This window comes from Streptomyces sp. Ag109_O5-1 (assembly GCF_003814875.1).
GTDB classification, from domain to species: Bacteria; Actinomycetota; Actinomycetes; order Streptomycetales; family Streptomycetaceae; genus Streptomyces; species Streptomyces sasae.
This window is the reverse complement of the sequence record NZ_RKQF01000001.1, coordinates 8,267,491-8,290,457: the sequence shown is the minus strand read 5'-3', so window position 1 is coordinate 8,290,457 and position 22,967 is coordinate 8,267,491. Positions and strand designations below refer to the sequence as shown.

At 71.2% G+C, this 22,967-nt stretch carries 18 protein-coding genes and 1 tRNA gene; 10 read left to right on the top strand and 9 right to left on the bottom strand.

All coding sequences use genetic code 11. From position 1 onward, the window contains the following. Window positions 1–311: 311 nt before the first annotated feature. The 4 genes from EDD90_RS37730 (at window position 312) to EDD90_RS37715 (ending at window position 5,504) form a co-directional block, all read left to right on the top strand. Window positions 312–965: an HNH endonuclease family protein gene (locus EDD90_RS37730; protein ID WP_123977499.1), complete on the top strand. Its 654-nt coding sequence runs from the start codon at window positions 312–314 to the stop codon at window positions 963–965. A gap of 64 nt (window positions 966–1,029) precedes the next feature. Continuing rightward, window positions 1,030–2,655 carry an alkaline phosphatase D family protein gene (locus EDD90_RS37725; RefSeq protein WP_123977497.1) on the top strand — a complete coding sequence of 542 codons (1,626 nt, stop codon included), beginning with the start codon at window positions 1,030–1,032 and terminating at the stop codon, window positions 2,653–2,655. 130 nt (window positions 2,656–2,785) lie between these two features. After that, on the top strand, window positions 2,786–4,783 hold the full coding sequence (locus EDD90_RS37720) for an FAD/NAD(P)-binding protein (protein ID WP_123977495.1): 1,998 nt from the start codon (window positions 2,786–2,788) through the stop codon (window positions 4,781–4,783). Window positions 4,784–4,889: 106 nt separating this feature from the next. Beyond that, window positions 4,890–5,504: a DedA family protein gene (locus tag EDD90_RS37715; RefSeq protein WP_185149372.1), complete on the top strand. Its 615-nt coding sequence runs from the start codon at window positions 4,890–4,892 to the stop codon at window positions 5,502–5,504. Window position 5,505: 1 nt separating this feature from the next. On the opposite strand, the gene EDD90_RS37710 is transcribed toward EDD90_RS37715, so the two are convergent. After that, window positions 5,506–5,739: a DUF2277 domain-containing protein gene (locus tag EDD90_RS37710; RefSeq protein ID WP_123977493.1), complete on the bottom strand. Its 234-nt coding sequence runs from the start codon at window positions 5,737–5,739 to the stop codon at window positions 5,506–5,508. 26 nt (window positions 5,740–5,765) lie between these two features. After that, window positions 5,766–7,394, bottom strand: a complete 1,629-nt coding sequence (locus EDD90_RS37705; RefSeq protein WP_123977491.1) for an IS200/IS605 family element transposase accessory protein TnpB — start codon at window positions 7,392–7,394, stop codon at window positions 5,766–5,768. Between the two features lie 247 nt (window positions 7,395–7,641). Between EDD90_RS37705 and EDD90_RS37700 the strand changes: the two genes are divergently transcribed. Continuing rightward, window positions 7,642–8,577 (top strand): ketopantoate reductase family protein, encoded by a 936-nt coding sequence (locus EDD90_RS37700; protein WP_123977489.1) that lies wholly within the window; start codon window positions 7,642–7,644, stop codon window positions 8,575–8,577. Between the two features lie 37 nt (window positions 8,578–8,614). Here EDD90_RS37700 and EDD90_RS37695 read toward each other — a convergent pair whose 3' ends face one another. Continuing rightward, window positions 8,615–9,196 (bottom strand): hypothetical protein, encoded by a 582-nt coding sequence (locus tag EDD90_RS37695; RefSeq protein ID WP_123977487.1) that lies wholly within the window; start codon window positions 9,194–9,196, stop codon window positions 8,615–8,617. Between the two features lie 106 nt (window positions 9,197–9,302). On the opposite strand from EDD90_RS37695, the gene EDD90_RS37690 reads away from it, so the two are divergent. After that, window positions 9,303–11,216 carry an SMI1/KNR4 family protein gene (locus tag EDD90_RS37690; protein WP_123977485.1) on the top strand — a complete coding sequence of 638 codons (1,914 nt, stop codon included), beginning with the start codon at window positions 9,303–9,305 and terminating at the stop codon, window positions 11,214–11,216. Between the two features lie 98 nt (window positions 11,217–11,314). Continuing rightward, window positions 11,315–11,644, top strand: coding sequence for a hypothetical protein (locus tag EDD90_RS37685; protein ID WP_123977483.1), 330 nt, complete (start codon window positions 11,315–11,317; stop codon window positions 11,642–11,644). Window positions 11,645–11,689: 45 nt separating this feature from the next. Here EDD90_RS37685 and EDD90_RS37680 read toward each other — a convergent pair. Continuing rightward, a tRNA-Val gene (locus EDD90_RS37680) sits at window positions 11,690–11,761 on the bottom strand. 138 nt (window positions 11,762–11,899) lie between these two features. Between EDD90_RS37680 and EDD90_RS37675 the strand changes: the two genes are divergently transcribed. Both EDD90_RS37675 and EDD90_RS37670 read left to right on the top strand, forming a co-directional pair. Next, window positions 11,900–13,342 (top strand): hypothetical protein, encoded by a 1,443-nt coding sequence (locus EDD90_RS37675; RefSeq protein WP_398926735.1) that lies wholly within the window; start codon window positions 11,900–11,902, stop codon window positions 13,340–13,342. Window positions 13,343–13,424: 82 nt separating this feature from the next. Further along, entirely contained in the window at window positions 13,425–13,970 is a 546-nt protein-coding gene (locus tag EDD90_RS37670; RefSeq protein WP_123977479.1) for a DUF4383 domain-containing protein, read from the top strand. On the opposite strand, the gene EDD90_RS37665 is transcribed toward EDD90_RS37670, so the two are convergent. From EDD90_RS37665 to EDD90_RS37655, 3 genes are all read right to left on the bottom strand, one after another. Further along, entirely contained in the window at window positions 13,958–15,130 is a 1,173-nt protein-coding gene (locus EDD90_RS37665; RefSeq protein ID WP_123977477.1) for an amidase domain-containing protein, read from the bottom strand. The two genes, EDD90_RS37670 and EDD90_RS37665, sit on opposite strands and share 13 nt — an antisense overlap. 108 nt (window positions 15,131–15,238) lie before the next feature. Further along, window positions 15,239–16,534, bottom strand: a complete 1,296-nt coding sequence (locus tag EDD90_RS37660; RefSeq protein WP_123977475.1) for a hypothetical protein — start codon at window positions 16,532–16,534, stop codon at window positions 15,239–15,241. A 51-nt stretch (window positions 16,535–16,585) separates the two neighbouring features. Next, window positions 16,586–18,694 carry a transglycosylase domain-containing protein gene (locus tag EDD90_RS37655; protein WP_123982059.1) on the bottom strand — a complete coding sequence of 703 codons (2,109 nt, stop codon included), beginning with the start codon at window positions 18,692–18,694 and terminating at the stop codon, window positions 16,586–16,588. 636 nt (window positions 18,695–19,330) lie between these two features. Here EDD90_RS37655 and EDD90_RS37650 point away from each other — a divergent pair. Further along, complete coding sequence (locus EDD90_RS37650) at window positions 19,331–19,549, top strand: zinc ribbon domain-containing protein (RefSeq protein WP_123977473.1); 219 nt, start codon at window positions 19,331–19,333, stop codon at window positions 19,547–19,549. Here the strand turns inward: EDD90_RS37650 and EDD90_RS37645 are convergent. Both EDD90_RS37645 and EDD90_RS37640 read right to left on the bottom strand, forming a co-directional pair. Continuing rightward, complete coding sequence (locus EDD90_RS37645) at window positions 19,546–20,358, bottom strand: HAD family hydrolase (RefSeq protein ID WP_123977471.1); 813 nt, start codon at window positions 20,356–20,358, stop codon at window positions 19,546–19,548. The two genes, EDD90_RS37650 and EDD90_RS37645, sit on opposite strands and share 4 nt — an antisense overlap. Next, the gene (locus tag EDD90_RS37640; protein ID WP_123977468.1) at window positions 20,358–22,946 is read right to left on the bottom strand and encodes a phosphoribosyltransferase; all 2,589 of its coding nucleotides are present in this window, start codon (window positions 22,944–22,946) and stop codon (window positions 20,358–20,360) included. The genes EDD90_RS37645 and EDD90_RS37640 overlap by 1 nt, the downstream gene beginning before the upstream one ends. Window positions 22,947–22,967 lie beyond the last annotated feature (21 nt).

Genomic DNA, 22,967 nt, shown 5'->3' with positions numbered 1-22,967 from the left:
GGCGTGCACTGCTTGCCGAAGGTCTCGCTGGCGGCCTCTCGATCGAGGTACGCCTCCGGGCGCCGGCTCAGACGAGCTGAGCAGTATGTCGACGGTCCGGCGAAGAGCTACTCCCCTTCAACGCCCTCCACAGTACGTGACCCTTCCATCGACCCCAAGGCCGGACGTCCCACCTGTGAGTCACGTCGCACAGCTTGTCATGTCATGAACGCGTCATTAGTTTCTTACCGAAAGCTCACCCCACGGCAACACGGCGACGCGAGCATTCCCTAGCTCGCGCTCCAACACCCCACCCCCACCAGGGAGTTCGCATGGCTCGCAGCTCAACGTTCTACGCGCGTCGACGACTCAGCATACTCGCGGCTCTTACCGGACTCATAGCCTCCGCCGCTCTCTTCAACTCCCCGAGCGCCTCCGCCGCCCTCCCCACGCCGGTCAGCGCGTCCACCGCCCGCACCTACCTCGCCTCGCTCACCGTGGCGACCGAGAACCGCACGGGCTACGACCGGGACCTGTTCCCGACCTGGATCACCATCAGCGGCACCTGCAACACCCGTGAGTACATCCTCAAGCGGGACGGTACGAACGTCGTCACCAACTCCTCCTGCACCGCCACCAGCGGCAGCTGGTACTCCGTCTACGACGGCGCCACCTGGACCGCCGCCTCCGACGTCGACATCGACCACCTGGTCCCGCTCGCCGAGGCCTGGGACTCCGGCGCCAGCGCCTGGACCACCGCACAGCGCCAGGCGTTCGCCAACGACATCACCCGCCCGCAGCTCCTCGCCGTCACCGACAACGTGAACCAGTCCAAGGGCGACAAGGACCCGGCCGAGTGGATGCCCCCGCTCTCCTCGTACTACTGCACCTACGTCCGCGCCTGGGTCCAGGTGAAGTACTACTACAACCTCTCGGTGGACTCCGCCGAGAAGAGCGCGCTCACCGGCTACCTCGCCAACTGCTGAGCACCGGAACCTCCCCGCCGACCTCCGTCGTTCCGTACCGTACGGGGCGACGGAGGAGGGGACTGTGGCCGGACTGCTCCTGGGACCGCTGCTGAGGTACGCCGACGGCTCGTCGGCGACCGTCTGGGTCGAGACGAGCCGTCCGTGCACCGCCGGGGTCCGCTGCCCGGACGGCGCCGGCGGCACCGCGCACACCTTCCAGGTGGCCGGCCACCACTACGCCCTGATCCCGGTCACCGGGCTGACCCCGGGGACCTCGCCGTCGTACGAGGTGGTCCTGGACGGCACCCGGGTCTGGCCGCCGCCCGACCACCGTTTCCCGCCCCCGGTGATCCGCACCCGGGCCGACGGCGACCCCCTGCGCGTGGTCCTCGGCTCCTGCCGCTGGGCCGCTCCCCCGGCCGACGGCCACGACCCGGCCGGCCCCGACGCCCTCGACAGCCTGGCCGCACGGCTCGCCGCCGGCGGTGAACGGCCGGACGTGCTGCTGCTGTTGGGCGACCAGGTGTACGCCGACGAGACCTCGGCGGCGACCCGGCACTGGCTCGCCGCCCGCCGCGGCCTCGCGGACCCGCCCGGCGCCGAGGTCGCGGACTACGAGGAGTACACCCGCCTCTACTACGAGTCCTGGCTCGATCCGGAGGTGCGCTGGCTGCTCTCCACGGTGCCGAGTTGCATGATCTTCGACGATCATGACGTCGTCGACGACTGGAACGCCTCGGCGGTCTGGCTGGCCGACATGCGGGCCACCCCCTGGTGGCAGGAGCGGCTGCTGAGCGGCCTGATGTCGTACTGGGTGTACCAGCACCTGGGGAACCTCTCCCCCGCCGAGCTGGCCGCCGACCCGCTCTATACGGCCGTGCTCGACTCCCCCGACGGCACCGAGGAGTTGCGGGCCTTCGCCGCCGGGGCCGACACCGATCCGGCGTCCGTGCGGTGGAGTTACCGGCGGGACTTCGGGCGGGTGCGGCTGCTGATGGTGGACACCCGGGCGGCCAGGGTGCTCGACGAGCAAAACCGCGCCATGCTCGATCACGGCGAGGCCGAGTGGCTGCACGGACAGGCGCTGGCCGACCGGGAGTCGTACGACCATCTGCTGGTCGGCACCTCGCTGCCCTGGCTGCTGCCGCACCTGATACACGACGTCGAGACCTGGGACGCGGCGCTGTGCCGGGGCGAACGGGGCTCCCGCTGGGCCGGGTTCGGGGAGCGGCTGCGCCGGGCGGCCGATCTGGAGCACTGGGCGGCCTTCCCGGCGTCCTTCGCCGGACTGGCCGACCTGATCGCCCGTACCGGTTCGGGCCCCGAGGCACCCGCGACCGTCTGCGTGCTCTCCGGGGACGTCCACCACGCGTATGTCGCCGAGCCCTCGTGGCCCGCCGGGGTCCCGCTCGACTCCCGTGTGCTGCAACTCACTTGCTCCCCCGTCCACAACTCCGTGCCGTCGTCGATCCGGGTCGGCTTCCGGTTCGGCTGGAGCGCCCCGGCCCGGTTCCTCGGGCGGCGGCTGGCCCGGCACGGGCGCTGTGCGCGACCGCCGGTGACATGGCGGAAGAGGGGCGGGCCATGGTTCGGCAACCAGCTCATGACGCTGACGCTGCACGGCCGTTCGGCCCGGCTGCGGCTGGAGCGGGCCCGGCCGGACGGGTCCCTGGAGACCGTGGAGGAGTCCGCCCTCACCACCCCATGAGGGACAACCGAGGTGCGTGGGGCGCGCGTTGGCTTCTGTTAACCGCAACGGCATGATGAGGCGGACCGTCCGCTTCCCTATCTCCTGCGGGCGGCTCTTCCTGCCCTGCGCCCCCACACGCCCGGGAGTCATGTCTTTGTCCCCCTCGCCCCAGGAATCCGCCCCGGTCCCCGTCGCCCCTGTGCCCGTCGCCCTGGTCGGCGCCGGCCCGCGCGGCACCAGCGTCCTGGAACGCCTCTGCGCCTCCGCGCCCGAACTGCTGCCCCCGGGGCGGCACCTCATGGTCCATGTGATCGACCCGGCGCCGCCCGGGCCGGGCCGGGTCTGGCGTACGACGCAGTCGGCCGAGCTGCTGATGAACACCGTGGCGAGCCAGGTCACCCTGTTCACCGACGACAGCGTGGACTGCGCGGGCCCGGTCCGGTCCGGCCCCAGCCTGCACGAATGGGCGGCCGGTGAGCTGGGCCCGGACGACTACCCGACCCGCGCCCACTACGGCCGTTACCTGGAGTGGGTGTTCGCGAGGACGGTCGCGCGGGCGCCGGAGGCGGTGCGCATCGAGACGCACCACGCCCGCGCCGTGGGGCTCGCCGACGGCCCCGGCGGACGGCAGACGATCACCCTCGACGACGGCCGCACCCTGCCCGGCCTGGCGGCGGTGGTGCTGGCCCAGGGCCACCTCCCGGCGACCGCGTCCCCCGAGGACCGCCGGCACCGCGCCCACGCCGCCCGGCACGGCCTGCGGCACATACCGCCCGCCAACCCGGCCGACGTCGACCTCACCCCGCTCGCATCCGGCGAACCGGTGCTGCTGCGCGGCCTGGGCCTCAACTTCTTCGACCACCTCGCCCTGCTGACCACCGGCAGGGGCGGCCGTTTCACCCGCACAGCCGCCGGCGCCCTGCACTACACGCCCTCGGGCCGCGAGCCCCGCCTGTACGCCGGCTCCCGGCGAGGCGTCCCGTACCAGGCGCGCGGCGACAACGCCAAGGGCCCGTACGGCCGTCACACCCCCCTCCTGCTCACCCCCGAGGTGATCGCGGGCTTCCGCGCACGCGCGGACTCCGGCGAGGCGCCCGACTTCCTCACGGAGATCTGGCCGCTGGTCGCGAAGGAGGTGGAGACCGTGTACTACACGGCCCTGACCGGCGACCCCGAGATCACCGGGCGCTTCCTCGCGGCCGACGGACGGCGCGCGGAGGCGGCCGTGCTCGACGGATCCGGTGTCCCAAAGGCGGACCGCTGGTGCTGGGACCGCCTCCAGCACCCGTACCGGGAGCGGAGGTTCACCGACCGCGCGGCATGGCGGGCCTGGCTCCTCGGGTATCTGCGCGCGGACGCGGCACAGGCCGCCCTCGGCAATGTGCGCGGCCCGCTCAAGGCGGCCCTGGACGTGCTGCGCGACCTGCGCAACGAGATACGGCTGATCGTCGACCACGGCGGACTGGCCGGCGCCTCCCGGGGCACCCACCTGGACGGCTGGTACACCCCGCTCAACGCGTTCCTGTCCATCGGCCCGCCCCGCCGCCGTGTCGAGGAGCTGACCGCGCTGCTTGAGGCGGGCGTGGTGGAGGTGCTCGGGCCGGGGCTGGAGGTGGGCCGGGAGGACGGCGCCTGGGTGGCGCGCTCCCCGGAGGTCCCCGGCTCGGCGGTCCGGGTGTCCACCCTGATAGAGGCGCGCCTCCCGGAACCCGATCTGCGCCGCACCGCCGACGACCTGCTGGCCGGGCTGCTGCGCGAGGGCGCGTGCCGCCCCCATACGGCGGACGGCCACGCGACCGGCGGACTGGACGTGACACCGCGCCCGTACCGGCTGATCGACCGCCAAGGCCGGTCGCACACCAGGCGGTTCGCCTTCGGGGTGCCCACGGAGGGCGTGCACTGGGTGACCGCGGCGGGGGCCCGGCCGGGCGTGGACTCGGTGACGCTGTCGGACGCCGACGCGGTCGCACGGGCGGTGCTCCGGACGGCCGCGGCGGAGGTGACGGCACGGGAGGCCCCCGCGGAGGCGGCCGGGCCGGCCGCGGCTGGCGGGTCGACCACAACTGGCGGGTCTGACGGGTCGGCCGGGTCTGACGGGGCTGGTGGGCCGGTGCAGGCCGTGGGGAACACGCCGGTGGCCGTATAACGCTTTGCCAACCGCACAAGCCCCCCGTGAAACTCCTGTCACACCCCGGCGTACGCTGTATGGCTGTCGCCGGGGGGCGCAACAGGACAATCACGGGGGAACCGTCGTGTGGGAAAGCATGGGGTCGCTGGAGGCCGGGCCATGGATCTATGCCATGGTCGCCCTCTCCGTGCTGCTTGATGTGTTCCTGCCGGTCCTGCCGAGCGGGGTGCTGGTCATCACCGCGGCCACGGCCGCCGCGGCGGGCTCCGGCGCGTCGGCCGGACAGGTCCCGCACGCCGACATACCCGACATCCTGGCGCTGATCTTCTGCGCGGCCACCGCGTCGGTCCTCGGCGACCTGGTCGCCTACCGGCTGGCCCGGCGCGGCGGTGCCCGCCTGGACCGCGCGATCGCCCGCTCCCGGCGGCTGAGCAGCGCGCAGGAACGTCTCGGCGAGGCGCTGTCCCGGGGTGGCGGCGCGCTGGTGGTACTGGCCCGCTTCGCCCCGGCCGGCCGCTCGATCGTCTCCCTCGGGGCCGGTGCGACCCACCGCCGAGTCCGCGAGTTCCTCCCCTGGTCCGCCCTGGCGGGCCTGACCTGGGCGGTCTACAGCGTCGCCCTCGGCTACCTGGGCGCGCAGTGGCTGGGCGCGACATGGATGGCGACCGCGGTCTCGGTGGTGGCGCTGTTCGGGGCGGGGGCCGGGGCAGGGTATCTGGTGCGAAGACGCCCCGCCTGATTCAGTCGGCGGTCGCCCGCACGGCCTGCCCCCGCACCTCAAGGCTCCCCAACAACTCGGCGGTGGCCTCCGCGACCGCGTCCACCGCCCGCTCGAACGCCTCCCGGTTGTGCGCGGCCGGCGCCCGGAACCCGGACACCTTCCGTACGTACTGCAACGCGGCAGCACGGATCTCCTCCTCGGTGGCCTCCTCGGCCAGCTGAGGCGGACGCAGGGTCTTGATGCTCCGGCACATGTCCCCAGTCTCCCGCAACACCGTTCCTAGAGACTGAGCGGGAGTGAGTCCTGTTGCCAGGACTCGTGCTCAGCCGAACGCCCCGGACGGTGTTGGGCGTTCTGGTCGACCGCGTTCGCTCCGCGTCCGGCGCCGACGGATCGTGTCCGTGGTCCGGGGACGCGGGGGCGGTTTCCCTCACGTCCTGGGGCCACCGGTTCGGCCTGGACGGTCCGATGCCCGCACCCATCGCTCTGGTGGGTGCGGGGCGGTGCCGTCCGACGCCGGATCGGATGCCCCAGGGCGCGTCTTCCGATCGCCACCGCTGCCGCGTCGTGGCGAGTGGTCTTGCGAGTCTTGCCGGTGAGGGGTTTCTGCCAGTGCTGGGCACCCCACCGGCTGGTGTAGGCGGGATCGACAGCGATGACGGGGATGCCGAGTTCGGCGGTCATGCTCACCAGCCGGGCCCGCAGCCGGGAGACGGGCATGCCCGAGATCAGCTTACGGAAGCGTTTACGGCCCCCGTGCTTCTCACGGCTGGTCTCGCCGGTGAAGTCGAGGTCCTCGACCGCGATCGCGAGGCCATGGCGCCTGGCCCAGTGCAGCAGACGGATCAGCGCGTGCCTGACCTGCGCGTCACGATGCGAAGCGGTGCCGGTCAGGTCGTAGCCGAAGCGGAGTGGTTCGCCGAGGGGGTTGCCGTGCCGGTCGAGGCGCCAGGCGGCGAGGTGGTCGGCGTTGGTGTCCACGCCGATCAGGCCGTTCGCGCGGGCCGTCTCCAGCGGCACCGTCCTGGTCGGTGGGATGGTCCAGGATGCGGTCAGGTACCAGCGGCCACGGTCCGCGTCCTCGTGGATGTGGTAGGCGACGGCCCGGTTGGAGGTGACGCGGTCGGCCCACTGCTCGCCCCGGTGCGCGAACGAGGCCTTCGCGGCGAGGACGTACCGGCCGTGCGGCGCGTTCGCCAGGTGTGCAAGTGGTGCGGGGAGCTTGAGGGAGACCTCACCGTCGGGCGTGACGCGGATGGTCTCGTTACCAAATCGTTTGCCGGACTCGCCGTCGGCCTCGAGGAACCGGCGTCCGGCCTGCCACCGGGCGCGCCACTGCTCGTGGGTGAGGTGGGCGGCCTCCAGGTGGTGTCGGGTGTTCAGCAGCCGCTTGCCGCCGCGCACCACACGCACGGCCCCGGCCTGCCAGTCGGCCCGCGCCGCCCTCAGCCGGTCTTCGAGGACGCGCAGGCGGCGGGACTTGGCGAACCACTCCTTCCTGCTGCGATAGCCGCCCGGCGCATGTCTGGAGCCCTTCTCACCGACGGGCAGGGACAGCCGGTGCCTGATCGTACGCACGCCCGCCTGGAGGCTGTGGACGTGCGCGAGTTGGCCGCGCCGGGCGAGCGCCCACTGGTCGTGGATGGCCTTCGTGACCGACCCCGCCCAGCGCGAGGAGGACTCTGCGGTCAGGACACGCTTGCGCTCGGCCCACTGCCCGCTGTCGTGCTCCAGCCCGGCCGAACACCGCGCCCTCAGATCACGGGACGCCAGCGAACCAAGAAGATCGCCGACCAGGTACAGCACCGTCTCGTCCACCACGGTCAGGCCCTTGAGCCGGGTACGGACCGTGACACCCGAGGGGCCGGGCACCACGAACGGCGCCGCCACCTCCCGCAGCCCACCCACCCTTTTCACACCCCCCGGGCCCGTGTCGCAGAAATCCGTCACCCCACCCAACGACCACCACCACAGAAGGTCACCCATTCGATGCAGGAACTCTCGTTCCCCACCCGGAACAGGCGTGCCTGCAACCTCCCGAAGGCTCACTCATGCATGCCAGAACACACTCAAACCTGTTCACAACCCCTCCCTCCTGCGAGGATCTTCCCGAGGCGGCCACCGCTCCGGGGCCGACCGACGAGAGGACGACTCCATGACGAACGCGCCGAACACGCCGGACGCACCGCTCCCCCCGCTCACCGTCGCCGTCCTGGGCCCCGGCGGCGTCGGCGGCCTCCTCGCCGCCCTGCTCTCCCGAACCGGCCACCGCGTGATCTGCCTGGCGGGCGAGGAGACGGCACGCACCCTCCGTACCGACGGAATCCAGGTCCGCAGCGCCCTGTTCGGCGACTTCACGGCCTCCGTGGAGGCCGACACGGTCCTCCGTCAGTCCGTCGACGCCTGCCTGATCACGGTCAAGGCCACCGCCCTGGACGCGGCCCTCACCCGGATCCCGCCGACGGCCTTCGGCGACGCCCTCCTCGTACCCTTCCTGAACGGCGTGGAGCACCCCGCACTCCTGCGCGCCCGCTACTCCCCCGACCGCGTGGCCCCCTCCGTGATCCGCGTCGAGTCGACCCGCCTGGCCCCCGGCCTGATCGAACACGGCAGCCCGTTCGCGGAGATCGACCTCACCGGCGCCAAGGTCCCCCGTCCCCGTCTGGAGGCCCTGGCCGAAGCGCTCACCGCGGCCGGCCCGGCCACCCGCGTCCTGGACGACGAGACGACGGCCCTCTGGGCGAAGATGTCGTTCCTGGCCCCGCTGGCCCTCCTCACCACCCGCTACGGCCTCCCGCTCGGGGAGACCCGCACCCGGCACCGGGAGGAGTTGGCCTCGCTGGTCGCGGAGACGGCCGCGGTCAGCCGCGCCTGCGGGGCCCCCGCCGACCCGGCCCAGACCCTGGCCCGCTACGACACCTTCCCGCCCACCACCAAGTCCTCGATGCAGCGCGACGCGGAAGCGGGCCGCCCGCTCGAACTCGACGCGATCGGAGGCGCGTTGCTGCGCGCGGCGGACCGGCACGGCGTACCTGTGCCGGTGACGGCCCGCGTCGTACGGGAGTTGCGCAAGTCGGCCGGCGGTCGCTAGGGGCCGTCCGGCCGATCAGGCCGCGGACGGACAGGTCCTAGCCGTCAACCCGCTTGCTGCGCCCGGGGGTTCGGGCGGCCGTGAGGAAAGCGGCCATCTTCTCGCGGCTCTTGACCCCCGGCGCGGTCTCGACACTGCTGGAGACGTCCACGCCGTAGGGTCCGAAGTCCGCGATGACACCGGCCACGTTGTGCTCGTCGAGGCCGCCGGCGATCACGACCCTTCCCGGCACGTCCGCGACCCAGGCGGGGATGTCGGCGAACACTCCGCTGCCCGCGCTGGCGTCGTAGAAGAAGTACTGCAGGGCCTCCGGCTTCTTGGGCGGGGTGCCGGAGGCGAGGGCCAGGTTGGGGATGCCGGCCGGCTCGTAGATCTGGACGGTGTCGAAGTGCTCGGCGACGGCGGCCGTCTCGGCGTAGGTCAGGGCCACGGCGAAGACCGGGACCCGGCCGCGGGCGTACCCGGCGAGTGCCACGGCCCGCTCGGGCGGGCAGTACCGCTTGCTCTTCGGGGTCACGACGATCCCGATCGCGTCGTACCCGAGCTCGACGGCCCAGTCGATCTGCTGCTCCTGGGTGAGCCCGCACACCTTCACGAACGTCGACTGCTGGCCGCTCATCCTGTCCTGTGCTCCGTTCTCCCGCCCGGCGGGAACGCGATCGTCGCCCCCAGGCTCTCACCCGCGGGCCGGTGCGTTGTCAGTGGCGGCTGCCAGCATCACCGGCATGACGGATGTGAGCGAGGACTGGCGGACCTTCCTGACACGGTGGAGCCAGGAGTGGGCGGACGCGCAGGGCGCGGAGGAGCCGGCGGGGGACGAGGAGTCCAAACCGGACCGCCGGCTGGATTTCCCGGCCGCGTCGCAGGAGCGGATAGGCGCGCTGGAGGAGCGGCTCGGGCACCAGCTGCCGCCGTCGTACCGGACGTTCCTCGCGGTGAGCGACGGCTGGCGGCACGCAGGCGGCTTCGTCTGGCTGCTCGCCGGCACCGGCCAGGTGCGCCCGCACGAGGACGCGGCGGGCCTGTCCGAGTACTTCCCCGGGGAACTGGACGAGGACTCCGCCCCGGAGGACGTCCTGCTCGCCGGGATGTGGGGGCGGGCGCTGCAACTGGACGTGGAGTCGGACGCCGTCCACGTCCTGCTGGACCCGGGGGACGTGGACGAGGCGGGCGAGTGGGCCGTGTACACATGGGCGCCGTGGTACGGGGATATGCCGAGGCGATACGGGTCGTTCCGGGCGTTCATGGAGGCGATGTACCGGGAGTTCCACAGACTCCAGGCGAGCAGCCGCTCAAAGCGGGCGGGGAGGGAGTTCGTCAACGCGACGACCCGGGCTCTGGACGAGTCCGTCGAGGCCGCCCGGCTAGACGCGCTGGGCGGGCGGTACGAGCGGGCCGCGACGGCGCTGGCGGAGGCGGTCGCGTTCGGCAGGCCCCGGGCGGCGGGGCTGCACGACCAGATCCGCCGACTGCTCGGGGAGACGTACATGGTGTCCTTCCGCGGCCTGGCGGACGATCCGCTGTACGCCCCGGAGATCATGCCGGTACTCGTGGCCGAGCACGCGCGCACGCGCAGGGGCGAGGACCTGGCGGCCCACAACCTGCCGGGCGCCTCCGGCGCGGTGCGCGAGGCGGCGGACCAGGTCCTGGAGCAGCTACGGGACGGCAGTTTCCGCTACACCGCCGAGGGCGTCTTCGGCCGTGCCGTCGAGGAGGCGCGGGAACAGGCCCGCTGGGGCGACACGGACGCGGCCTGGCACACCCTGCGCGCCGCGCTGCCCGAGTGGCGCCCGCGCAGCCCCGACCACCTCGCCCCGGTCGGCCTGTGCGCCGACCCGCTGCTGGGCCCTGTGATCACACCGGAGCGGGGCCGGGAGCTGCTGGCCACGCCCCGGGCGGGCCGGCCGGGCGAGGTCCCGCCGCCCACCGCCGGCCTGGATCCGCCGGGTCTGGCCTGGCTGGCGGACATCGCCCCCGGCAACATCCTGTCGTCCTACCGCTTCCTCCTCGTGGAGGGCGTGGAACCGGCCGGACTGCCGTCCCGGATCGGCGTGGACGAGTCCACCGTCCTCAACGACCCGGTGACACTGTGGGACGCCCGGACGCGGTTCCGCCGCACCGACGACGTCCCGCCGTGGGCGGACGTGGCGCTGACCGCCGTCGGCCGGGCGGGCCCCGGCTGGAGCTTCGCGTTCGAGGCGGCGCCGGGCGGGAACGCCGTCGGACCGCGGTTCCTCTCCCCCGGCCTCGCCGCCTCCCGGGGCACCCGGGCGGTGACGGTGTGGAGCGAGCCCTTCCGTGGGCACCGCCCCGGTCTCCCGCACGTCTTCCACCTCTCCGTCGCGGAGAACGGCGAGGAGCGGTACGGCTTCACGGTCCGCGGCACCACGACCGACAGCCGGGGCCCCGTCCCGGGCGCGCTCCGCCCGGACCGCTTCTTCCCACCGGACACACCCGCCGAGGACCGCCGGGGCGAGCGACTCGCCCTCGACGCCCTGGCGACCGAACTCGGCGTCGCACTGCCACGGTTCGCGCTCACCCACAGCCGCCTGCACACGTTCCGCACCCGCCCCTGGAACCGCGCCCCGGGCCCGGGCGAGGCGTACATGACCGTCGGGTTCGTGAGCCGGCGACCGTAGCGGGGCGCGGTCACGGGGCCAGTACCGGGCCGAACTCGAACGCATGAACCCCCCGAACGAACTCGCCACCCAAAATCGAACAGGCGTACCATTGCCGTGTGGCTGCGACCTATGACTTTCCGAGTGACCTCCTCGCCGGTCAGGAGGAGCTGCATCAGGTCCGGGCCGAGCTGTCGGCCCTGCTGAAGCGGCTCCCCTGGTCGGTCGAGCCGCTGGACGGATTCAGTGACGCCGGCGGCTGGCGCAAGGTGGAGCGCCCCGCCTCCCCGGGCTGGACCGAGGACGAACAGGCGGAGGTCGAGAAACTGCGCCGCCGCGAACACGAGCTGGCGGTGTTCGTCAGCGGCCACCGCTTCTGGGCCGAGGTGACGGCAGCGGACCGTACGAACGCCCGAAGCCGCCTCAAGCACGCGCACGAGGAGGACTGACAACGCGAGAGGACCCCGGCCGCTACGGCCGGGGTCCTCTCATTGTGGGCGCGGACGGTTTCGAACCGCCGACATCCTGCTTGTAAGGCAGGCGCTCTACCCCTGAGCTACGCACCCGAGACGAGTCGACAGCCTACATTGCCCGAGGCGCTGTCCCGCAAACCCGAATCCGGACCGATCGCGCGAGCCACTGCGAAGTGATCGCCCGAACCGCGAACTGACCGCCCCGTGTGTTCGTCTTTCACGGGTGGGAGAATGACTGACAACCGCCAGCACACAGGGCGCACCGCGGCACGGGGAGAGGGAGAAGTGACGGCGACATCGGCGACTTCGGCGGCATCCGAGCAGTCGTACTCGCCTCCTGTGAGGGGCCGGCGCACTCCTCTGCGGGATGTCCTCACTCTCGTGGGTCTGCCGGTGGTGGCCCTGCTCGTGGTGCCCGGGGCGTTCGCCGGCGGGGGGACCCGGCGGTGGTTCGGGGGGCGGGCCGAGGGGCAGCGGGCCGAGGCGCAGGCGGCGAAGGACGCCGCCGCGGCCGCCTTCTACGAACTGGACACCGCGCAGCGGGATCTGCGGATCTCCATAGAGACCATCTCCGCCGTCGACGACTCGCCGGCCGCCCGTCGTGCCGTCTCCGACTTCGAGGCGCTGGGGCGGCGGATCGACGAAGTCAGCAACCGGTACATCCAGGCCATCGACGCGTACGACCTGGACCGGGACGATCTGGAGGCCGCCGCGGCGTCGCGGGCCCGGGGGGAGATCACCCGGGCCAAGGACGAGCTCGTCGGTGTGAAGCGGGAGCTGGACCGGTTCGGGGAGTCGCTCGGGCCGCTGCTCGGGAAGGCCGAGACACAGCTGGCGCGGCTGGCGCCTGCCGTGGAGCGGGCCCGGCAGGCGTTGCTGGCGGCCAGCAACGCCCTCGACGCCGTGCGACAGACGCAGCTCAAGGCCGATGATCTGGCGGCTCGGCTGGCCGCGCTCGCTCCCGAGTTGACCAAGCTCAACCAGGGGGCCGGGCAGCACGGTGTGCAGGCCACGGTGGAGCGGGCCGGGCGGGTGCAGCGGGAGGCCGAGGCGATCCGGGTCGAGGCCGAACGGCTGCCGGAGAAGGCCGCCGAGATCGATCACCGGCTGGTGAGTCTGCGGACGCGTGCGCAGGCGCTGACCACCCGGGCCGGGCAGGTCGACCCGGTGCTCAGCGAGCTGCGGCGGCGGTTCTCGGCGGCCTGCTGGCAGGATCTGCAGCAGGTGCCCCGGCAGGCCGTGGAGAACGTACGGCAGGCGGAGCTGAAGCTGCAGGAGGCGCAGGGCGCGCGGGACGCGCAGAGGTGGGCGGATGCCGCCTCGTTGCTCTCCACCGTGCGGGCGCTGCTCAACAGTACGGATGAGGCCGTTTCCGCCGCCGGTGACCGGCTGAGCCGGCTGAACGCCGTGCAGAAGGATCCGCAGCAGGAGATCGAGCGGACCCGCTTCGCCATCCGGGACGCGCAGCGGCTGGCGATGTCCGGGCGGACCAGCCCCGATCCGCGGCACGCGGGTCCGCTGGACGACGCGGTGGCGCGGCTGGACCGGGCGGCGGGGTCGCTGCAGGGGCGGCACCCCGACTACTGGCACTTCCTGACGGAGACGGATGGGGTACGGCAGTCGGTGGCGCGGGTGGTCGCGCAGATCCGGGAGGATCGGGGCGCGGGCCACTGAGGCGTTTGCCGAGGAGCCGTTCCGGGCGGATATTGGGTACGCGACCCGTATTCCGATCCGCATTCGATGTCAGGAGGCGGAGATGGCCTCACACGTCACGCACCCGGGAACGCAGCGGAAGAAGATCCTCTTCGACGAGGCGCTGCCCGTCGACCACCGTCTGAACACGGTCTACCGGATCGGGGCGGGCCTGATGGGTCTGTTCCTGCTGGCCTTCGGGATCCTCGGGCTCACCGACAACATCGGTTTCTTCGACACCGGCGGGAACACCGCGATCGGGCTGAACACCAACGGCGCGCTGAGCGTGCTGTCGATCTGTGTCGGACTGCTGCTCTTCGTCGGCATGGTGATCGGCGGGAACTTCGCGTCCACGTTGAACATGGTGCTCGGCGTGCTGTTCATCCTGAACGGCTTCCTGTTCCTCGGCCTGCTCAGTACGGCCTCGAACTTCCTGGCCTTCAGGATCCAGAACGTGCTGTTCAGCTTTGTCGTCGGCCTGGTGCTGATGGTGTTCGGGATGTACGGCCGGGTCAGCACGAACCTGCCGCACGACAACCCGTACTGGCGGGCCCGCCACCCCGAGGCGGAGCAGCGGGCCGCACCGGCCACCGATGATCAGGTGCGGTAGGCGTAGTAGTACGCGTTCGGGTACGACGCGATGATGCTCGCCAGCGACCTGCGGTAGGTGTTGTTCGAGTGGTACGTGACGTACGGGACCCCGTTGGCCTTGTACGTCACGATCATCGTGTGGTCCTTCGCACCGTCGCGGTCGAAGTCCATCTGGATGACGTCGCCGACCTCGGCCTGGTAGACGTTGGCGAGCGGCTTGGTGCGCTTGGAGTTCTGGGCGAACCAGGACCACTCGTTGACGCCGACGAACGAGTCCGACTGGATGTCGGCGGTGCCGAACCACTTCGTGTAGTCGTACACGTAGCCCGGGACGTGCTTCCAGCCGCCGGCCTTCAGGGACTGGCTGACGAAGTTGGTGCAGTCGCCGCCGTCCGCGTGCCCGTTGTAGTTCGGGTAGTCCGGGTTGTAGTTGTACACGTACTTCTCGGCGTACGCCGCCATCGCCTTGTAGTCGTACGTGCCGCCGGTGAGGGTCTTCGGCACGGGCGTCGGGTTGGGCGTGATGGCCGCGCGCGGGGCGTCCGGCGTGGTGTTGCCGTCGTCGGGCGTGGCGGGCGCCTTGACCGAGGGCTTGGACAGGGTGTTGACGGCGAGGCCGCCGTTGTCCGTGTCCTCGATGGTGGTGAGCTGCCAGGTGCCCTGCTGGTCGGCCTTGAAGGTCAGCTCGTGGTGGGCCTGGAAGCTGGTGGTCTTCGGCTCCTTGCCGGTGGCCTTCGCGTAGGACAGCGTCGTGGTCTCGGTGACGTCTGCCTTGGCGGTGCGGCCGGTGACCCGGGTCGCGTCGAGCGTGACCTTGGTGCTGCCGGCGCTGTACGTCTCGCCGGCCTTGGCGATGCGGCTCTGGCGGCCGCGCAGCTGGGTCAGCGCGGAGTCCTCGTCACGCGACTGGGTGCTGGAGAGCCGGACGTCGCCGGAGAAGTGGGACGTCTGCTGCTTCTTCGAGGCACCCTGGACGAGGGCCTGGGTGCGGTCGGTGAAGACCGCGTCGGCCAGCTTCTGGAAGGTCGCCTTGGTCGCGGCGTTAACGGTCGGGTCGTCGACGACGGCCGCGCCCGCGCTCCAGTTGGCCGCGAAGGCGACGCCGCCGAAGACCGAGGCAGCCGTCGCCGCGACTATGACCGTACGGCTGCGCTTACGGCTCAGTTTTCTGGATTTCAATGATGTTCCCCTCTACGCCGGTACACCTACCGGGCGACGGCATCTTCGCACGGCGTGTGTGACTCCTGTGAAGGGGGTTGCAGAACTGGAATCAGCCCTGCGCGCGCCTCACTTGACGATCGAGGACCAGTCGGCCGGTGCCTGCGCCGGGTCCAGGGTGCGCAGCCGGGCGAGGGTCTGCGGGTCCTGCACGTCGAGCCAGTCGGAGAGCTCCTTGAAGGAGACGCACTTGACGCCCTTCTTGGCGCAGATCTTCGGGACGATCTGGTCGATGGCCTTCATGTAGATGCCGCCGTTCCAGTTCTCGAAGTGGTTGCCGATGAACAGCGGGGCGCGGCTGCCGTAGTAGACCCGGTTGAAGCCGTTCATGTAGGCGTCGACGGCCTGCTGCTCCCAGGTGGCGTACTGGGACGGGTCGCCCTTGGTCTCGCCGTTGGACTGGTTGTAGAGGAAGTTGAAGTCCATCGACAGGGCCTGGATCTTGTCGCCGTACGGCAGCAGCTGGAGCGGGAAGTTCCAGACGCCGTCCTTCTTGGAGGGCCATATCTGGAGGTCGCCCGGGGAGCTGGCGTCGTACTTCCAGTTGTAGCCGTACTTCTGCAGGGCCTTGAGCAGGTTGGGCTGGCCCTCCAGGCAGGGGGCGCGGCCGCCGACGACCTCCTGCTTGAAGTCGAAGGGCAGGGCGGGGATGTCCTTGAAGCCGGTGTTGGTCTTCCAGTTCTCGGTGAACTTGAAGAACTGGTCGATCTCGCTCTTCCACTGCGCGACGCTCCAGTCGCCGCCGCCTTTGGCCTCGCAGAAGTGGCCGTTGAAGTGGGTGCCGATCTCGTTGCCCTGGTTGTACGCCTCGCGGAGCTGCTCCAGGGTGGTGCGTATGTGCTCGTCGGTGGCGTAGTCGATGGCGGCGTCGCCCGGCTTGTGCATCGGCCCGGTGTAGAGGTCCTTCTTGCTCTTGGGCAGCAGGTAGATGCCGGTGAGGAAGAAGGTCATATGGGCGTTGTACTCCTTGGCCATCTCCCGGTAGTGCGAGAAGAGTTCGTCGTCGCCCTGGAGCGCGCCGTCCCAGGAGAAGACCACGAACTGGGGCGGCTTCTCACCGGGCTTGAGCTTCACGGGCTTCAACTGGTCCTTCTGCGGCCCGGTGTACGACGTGGAGCCGTCGCCGAGGATGTGGGTCTTGCCGTCCCACTTCGGTGACGCGGACGCCGACGGCGAGGATCTCCTGCTGCCGGCGGCGGTGGGCGCGGTGTCGTCCTGTCTGGTGAGCACCAGATAGCCCGCGACGAGGGAGGCAACGACCAGGAAGGCGGCCAGGGTCAGGAACTCCGGGCGGGCTGGACGGCGGTCACGCGCGGGCGCCTTGCGACGGCGGCCGCCGGTTGTCGACTTCGTGCGGGGCTTCATGCGGGGCTCATTCTGCGGGTGGGTGGCGTGGGAGCTTCGGGGCCTTGATGGTCAGTCAAGGCCCATGGCCTGTGCCCAGACCGTGTACGGGACGTTGTCGGTGCCGGATCCGGCCAGTCCCTTGAGCGGGAGCGGCTCCAGGGACTTGTTCAGGTCGATGCGGTAGACGACGACCGACGTCGTCACGGACGAGAGCGTGCCGGTGTACCAGGAGGCGGTGTCCTTGCCGCTGGCGTTGGTGGTGCCCGCCTTCCCGGCCGCCCCGGTGCCGAGTGCCGTGGTCGGATGGCTGAGACGGAACGATTCCGTGAGCGCCTGCTCGACGTCCTCGGCCACGTCGTCGCGGACCGCGCGGGTCGGCTGCGGGGTGTCCAGGCGGACCTTGGCGCCGTTGCGGGTGATCTTGGAGATGGAGTACGGCTCGGTGTGGTTGCCGCCGGCCGCGAAGGTGGCGTAGCCGCTCGCCATCCGGATCGCGCTGGGCGTGGAGCTGCCCATGGACAGTGCGGGCACCTGCGCCCCGATGGTGTCGGAGAGCAGCCCGGAGGCGACCGCCGTGGACCGCACCTTGTCGAGCCCGGTGTCCACGCCGAGTTGCATGAAGGGGGTGTTCACCGACAGGGCGAGGGCCCTCTCCAGGCTGATCTGCCCGTAGGACTTCCCGTCGTCGTTGTCGGCGTGGACCTGCTTGCCGCTTCGGTCCCAGTAGGGCCCGTCGGGTGTCGTGACCGAGACCTTGTCGTTCCCGTTGTAGAGGGTCTGAGGGGTGATCGAGGTGGCCGCCGCTCCGCGTTCCTTCTGGACGCCGTTCTGCAGCCCGGCCGCGTAGACGAAGGGCAGGAAGGAGGTGCCGGCCTGGACGGTGGCCGCGTTGGACTCGTTGTAGCCCTGCGTACGGTGGTCGGGTCCGCCGTACACGGCGATGATCCGCCCGTCCGTGGCCACCGAGGCGGCGCCGTAGTGCGCGGCCGCGGCGAGCTTGGGGTCGCTCTTCTTGGCGTCCTTGCGGGCCTTGGTCACGGCGTCGGTGAGCGTGGCCTCCTTCTTGCGGTCGAAGGTGGTGTAGATCTGGTATCCGCCGAGGTCGAACTGCTTGTCCGAGATATGGCCGGCCTTCTTGGCGTACGCCTGCGCCAGTTCCACCAGGTAGTCGCTCTGCTTGCCCGTGTCGTAGACCTTGCCGGACTTGATCGGCTCGGGGAAGGCCTTGTACTTGGCCCGCTCGCTCGCCGACAGCTTGCCGATCTTGACCATCCGGTCCAGGATCCAGGACCAACGCTCCACCGCCCGCTTGTGGTTGGCGGCGCTCAGTGTCGGGTCGTAGAGCCCGGCGCCCTTGAGCAGCGAGGCGAGCATGGCGGCCTGGCTGGCGTTCAGCTTGCTGACGTCCTTGCCGTAGTAGGCCTGCGAGGCGCGCTGGATGCCGTAGGTACCCCGGCCGAACCAGCTGGTGTTGAGGTAGCCCTCCAGGATCTTGTCCTTGCTCATCTTGTTGCCGAGCTTGAGGGAGATCATCGCCTCGGTGAATTTACGGCTTACGGTCTGATTCTGCGAGAGATAGACGTTCTTCACATATTGCTGGGTAATGGTGGAGCCGCCCTCGGTGTCCCCTTCGCCGACCGTCCGATACAGGGCCCGGGCTATGCCTTTGACCGAGATGCCGGGGTCGGTGTAGAAACTCTCGTTCTCCGCCGCGAGGACCGCCCAGCGCACATCGACGGGTATGTCCTTGAGCGGCATGTCCTGCCGCTGCACCCATCCGGTACGGGCCATCGGCGTCCCGTCGGACCAGAAGTAGACATTGTCCTGCTGGGTGGCATAGCTGTTGAGATTGCTGGGTATGTCTGTAGCCGCGTAGGCCACGACAAGGAACAGCCCGGTCAGCCCGATACCGCCCAGCCAGGCCCCCAGCCACTGCCGCCAGGACGGCATCCAGCGCCGCCAGCCGCTCCGGCCGGGCCGCGGGTACAGCGGTCTCAACTTCCGCACGTACGGCAGCAGGGGCTCGACACGGGGCCCCACGAAGGCCCCGATCCGGCCCCAGACGCCGACGACGCGGTCCCGCGGCGATGGCCGCGCACTGCGGCGCCGCTCGGCGCGGCCGCCCGAGGCCGCCGACTCCGGTTCCGGCTGCCGCTGTTCGGGCACCCGGATCTGCATCGTGACGTCCGCCCGCAGGGCGTCCACCTTCAGATGCAGGGTCTCGTCGTGTATCGGCGGATCCGGCTCCTTGCGCCGCGCCCGCTCACGAGGCGCCGGGTCGTCGCCCCTCCCTCGGCGCGCACCCTTGCCCTCCGCCGCCTTCGCGGCGTCGGCCTCCTCGGCCCGCCTGGCGCGATGCTCCTGCCACAGTGCCTCCGCCTTGCTCCGGGCGATCTCCTGCGCACGCTGAGCGTCGTCGCCCTGCTGCCACAGAGCATGCTCCGCGCGCAGGCCGTCGACTTTCAGATGCAGGGTCGCGTCCGGCCCGAACGGCTTCTTCTCCCTGGATTCGGCCCGGTCACGGCCGTCCTCCGGGTCGCCCGTCCGCTCCGTTGCGTCCGTCACGACTGCGTCTCCCCTCGCACTCGGTCTTGCGCGCGCGGTGAGACAGGTCGGGTGGACAGGGCCGCGGCAGGCGCGGCACGCACGAGCCCCCCCCTCTTCCCTCAGTCTTTTGGCTCCTCGCGGCCAGATTAAATTATCAGCGATCTTTTCAATATCTCCTCACAAGTATCGGACAGAAAGGAACACTCATGAAATTCTGAGGCGCAGTGATGCCCGTCACGCCGACGCCACTGCCGTTAATCTGTCCCCATGCCCCGATACGAGTACCGCTGCCGCCCCTGCGGTGACACCTTCGAACTGTCCCGCCCGATGGCCGAGTCGTCGGCCCCCGCAGCATGCCCGCAAGGGCATGAAGACACTGTAAAGCTCTTGTCCACGGTGGCGGTGGCGGGCAAGTCCTCGGCACCCACGCCCAGTTCCGGCGGCGGTGGCGGTGGCGGCTGCTGCGGCGGAGGCTGCTGCGGTTAGCCCCCCGTACGGACCGCCTTCAGGAACTCCCGCAGGATCCGCTCGCCGGCGAGCACCCCGCGCTCGGGCAACGCACCGATGGCCGGCCCGGTCCAACCGACGTCGGCCAACTCCCCGTGCCCGGGCCGCCATCCGCGGTCCGCGGCCAGCAGCAGGTCGGCGTCCAGCAGGGAATCCCCCGCGGCCAGCGTCAGTTCGGCCCCCGTACGCCGCGCAAGCTCCCGCATCGCCGCGCTCTTGGTCAGCGGCTTCGGCACGGCGTAGATCTTCCGGCCCTGCAGGGACACGGTCCAGCCGCGGTTCTCGGCCCACACCGCCAGGGTCTTCACCCACTCCTCGGGCAGCAGCTCCCGCTCCACGACGAGATAGGCGAACAGGTCCTCGGCGACCCGGTGTTTGCGCAGCCACACTGGATCGGCGTGCTCCGTCAGATACGCCCGCACCTCGTCCAGCGGCGCGCACTCGTCGGCCAGCCGCGCCAGCACCTGCCCGTGCCAGTCCCCGTCGGACACCCCGTCCACGAGCAGATGCCCGCCGTTGGCGCAGATGGCGTACTTCGGCGCGGGCCCGGGCAGGTTGATCCGCTGGTACTGCTTGCGGGTACGGGTCGTGGTCGGCACGAAGACGGCCGCGTCCCCGAGTTCGGTCAGCAACTGGGCCGCCGTCTCCGTCATGTACGACAGCGGCCTGGCCTCGTGCACCTCGACACAGAGCAGCCGGGGCGCCCGCGCGTCCGGCATGGTCAGCGCCAGGGCACCCGCGGAGTAGATGAGCGTACGGTCGAGGTCGCTCGCCACCAGCACCGGCATCAGAGGTTCACCGCCTTGCCGTCGGCGCCCGTCGCCCCGCGCGTGTACTTGGGGTGGATCAACCCGACACAGGTGTACGGCAGTTCGCCGACCTCTTCCACCGGTACCCCTCTCTGTTCCGCAAGCAGCCGTACGTGGTCCAGGTCGGCGCCCGCCCCGGCCCGCGCGAGGATCTTCCAGGGCACCCGGCGCAGCAGCACCCGGGTGGTCTCCCCCACGCCCGGCTTCACGAGGTTCACGTCGTGGATGCCGTACTCCTGGCTGATCCGCTCGACGGCCGCCCAGCCCTCCCAGGTCGGCGTGCGGTCGGCCACCGCCAGCTCCTTCACCGCGCCGTCCACCGCGTCCACGACCTCCCCGAACCGGGCCGAGACCGCGTCCAGGAAGGCCACCGACACATCGGCCCCGGCCAGCTCGCGGTAGAACTTGGCGCCGTGGAAGTCGTCCGGCCCCACCAGGTCGGACCGCAGCACGGTCCGGGAGATCAGCCCGGAGACGGTCGAGTTGAGGCACGCGGACGGGATCAGGAAGTCCTCCCGGGTGCCGTACGTCCGTACGCACGACCCCGGGTCCGCGAGCACCGCGATCTCCGGGTCGAAGCCGCTCACTCCCGTCCGCTCCTCGAACTCCTCGATCGCGTCGGCGAGTTCCCGGGTGATTGCGCCCTTGCCGGTCCAGCCGTCCACGAACACGATGTCCCGCGGGTCGTGGTGCGCGGCCAGCCAGCGCAGCGCGTTCGCGTCGATGCCCCGGCCGCGCACGATCGACACGGCGTAGTGCGGCAGGTCGAGGCCGTAGCGGAACTGCGCCCAGCGGCGCATCAGCACGCCCACGGGGGTTCCGGCGCGGGCCAGCGACACCAGCACCGGCCGCGGCGACCGCTCGGCCAGCACGGTCTCGGTGACGACCCCGACGGCCTGCGCGATCCGCGCGGCCGAGGTCTCCAGGGCCGCGTGGAAGAGGGCCTGGTACTGCTCGCTCGGCTGGTACTCCACCGGCAGCGACTCGGCGTAGTGCGCGCCGCCGCTCTGGATCGCCTCCTCGCGCTCCTCGGTCGGCGCCTCCAGCGTGACGTCCGAGAGGTCCTGGAGCAGCCAGCCGACGTCCTCCGGCGGGTACGAGGAGAAGGCGGGGCCGCAAAGGGGCTCGGGCAGCATGGCGGGGCTCTCTTCGGGTAGCGCGGGGACGTACGACGGTACAACCGCGAGCAGGACGTGCGGGGCATGCGCGCCGAGCCGGGCCAGCAGGCCGTCGGGGGCGTGCAGTTCGGGGGTGTCGCCGGCCGAGTCGACGAACAGGACGACCGCGTCGAAGCCGGCGCCGGCCACGTTGTACGCGTAGCGGTCGCCGGGGCCGTCGGCGGGGTTGTCGTGGGCCGGGAAGACGAGGCGGCTGCGGATGGCGTAGCCGGGGTCGTCGACGGCCAGGACGGGCGAGCGGGTGGTGGTGGAGTACCGCACCTCGGCGGTCACCAGGGCCTCCAGCTCACGGGCGACTCTGAGGGGGGCGTACATCAGCTCCTCGAAGCCGAGCGTCAGCACGCGGCGGGTGTCGGGGGGCAGGGCTTCGGCGAGTCGCGCGGCCATGGTGGGGAGGGCCGATTCGAGGCGTATTCGGTGGGCGGGGGTGAAACCGTGGCGGCCGCCGTCGGGGAGGCCTTGCGGCCAGTGCAGGTCGATGCGGGTGAAGTGGGGGGTGGTGCGGTTGTCGGTCTGGTGCGGGGCGGTGGGGGCTGGTCGCGCAGTTCCCCGCACCCCTGGGGGGTTGCGCTGGAAGTCGGCTTGAGGGGCAACGCCGGGAAGGGGCGCGGGGAACTGCGCGGCCGGCCCGGACGGCGCCGCACCCGACCGATCACCTGACGCGGCACTCTCTTCGTACCGCGCCACCAGCTCCTGGCCCTTTTCGAGGACGCCCTCCGGCAGGAGCACGGTCCCCGACGCCGCCGCCACCAGCTCCACCCGCGCGTCGATCTCCTCGGCGAACGACGTCAGTCGCCCCGCATCCGCCGGGGAGCGCATATCGACCAATGCCACCACGACGTAACGTTTCCGTGGGTAACGGGCATGGAGGTCCCGAATCGTGTTCAGGACCGTGTTGCCGGTGGAGAACTCGTCGTCGACCAGGACCAGCGGCCCGTCGGTGGCGAGCAGTGCCGGGTCCTCCGGGAGCAGCAGGTGCGAGGTCGCGTGGGAGTGGGACTCCTCGAAGCCGCCCGCCGGGGCCACCCCCGCCACCGGGCGGCGCGTGGAGTGGAGGCAGGGGGCGAGGCCGATGCCGTCGGCCACGCAGTGACCGAGGCCCGTGGCCGTCTCCGCATAGCCCAGGACGACGGCCCGCCGGGCCTCCTTCTCGCCGAGGAGGTCGCGTACCCGGCGGCCCAGGGCGAAGCCGTGGCCGTACACCATCGCGGGGGACTGCGGTACGTGCTTGCCGAGCACGTTGGAGACCAGGAGGTGGGCCCGTTTGGGGTTGCGGCGCAGGGCGAGGCCCAGCAGGGCCGTCAGGCCGTCGTCGCCCACGAGCTCGACGCCGAGCCGCTCGGCGACCCAGCTGCCGGACCAGACCCCGTCGTTCGCTGCGATGTTCATGTGTTCCTTGTGTCGTCCCCC

Bases quoted from the DNA above. Each gene is read 5' to 3' on its own strand.
- EDD90_RS37695 (WP_123977487.1), bottom strand. From the start codon at position 9,196: ATGAGCGGCCAGCAGTCGACGTTCGTGAAGGTGTGCGGGCTCACCCAG.
- EDD90_RS37645 (WP_123977471.1), bottom strand. From the start codon at position 20,358: ATGCCGGTGCTGGTGGCGAGCGACCTCGACCGTACGCTCATCTACTCC.
- EDD90_RS37720 (WP_123977495.1), top strand. From the start codon at position 2,786: ATGTCTTTGTCCCCCTCGCCCCAGGAATCCGCCCCGGTCCCCGTCGCC.
- EDD90_RS37710 (WP_123977493.1), bottom strand. From the start codon at position 5,739: ATGTGCCGGAGCATCAAGACCCTGCGTCCGCCTCAGCTGGCCGAGGAG.
- EDD90_RS37650 (WP_123977473.1), top strand. From the start codon at position 19,331: ATGCCCCGATACGAGTACCGCTGCCGCCCCTGCGGTGACACCTTCGAA.
- EDD90_RS37690 (WP_123977485.1), top strand. From the start codon at position 9,303: ATGACGGATGTGAGCGAGGACTGGCGGACCTTCCTGACACGGTGGAGC.
- EDD90_RS37640 (WP_123977468.1), bottom strand. From the start codon at position 22,946: ATGAACATCGCAGCGAACGACGGGGTCTGGTCCGGCAGCTGGGTCGCC.
- EDD90_RS37730 (WP_123977499.1), top strand. From the start codon at position 312: ATGGCTCGCAGCTCAACGTTCTACGCGCGTCGACGACTCAGCATACTC.
- EDD90_RS37700 (WP_123977489.1), top strand. From the start codon at position 7,642: ATGACGAACGCGCCGAACACGCCGGACGCACCGCTCCCCCCGCTCACC.
- EDD90_RS37675 (WP_398926735.1), top strand. From the start codon at position 11,900: ATGACTGACAACCGCCAGCACACAGGGCGCACCGCGGCACGGGGAGAG.
- EDD90_RS37655 (WP_123982059.1), bottom strand. From the start codon at position 18,694: ATGCAGATCCGGGTGCCCGAACAGCGGCAGCCGGAACCGGAGTCGGCG.
- EDD90_RS37670 (WP_123977479.1), top strand. From the start codon at position 13,425: ATGGCCTCACACGTCACGCACCCGGGAACGCAGCGGAAGAAGATCCTC.
- EDD90_RS37660 (WP_123977475.1), bottom strand. From the start codon at position 16,534: ATGAAGCCCCGCACGAAGTCGACAACCGGCGGCCGCCGTCGCAAGGCG.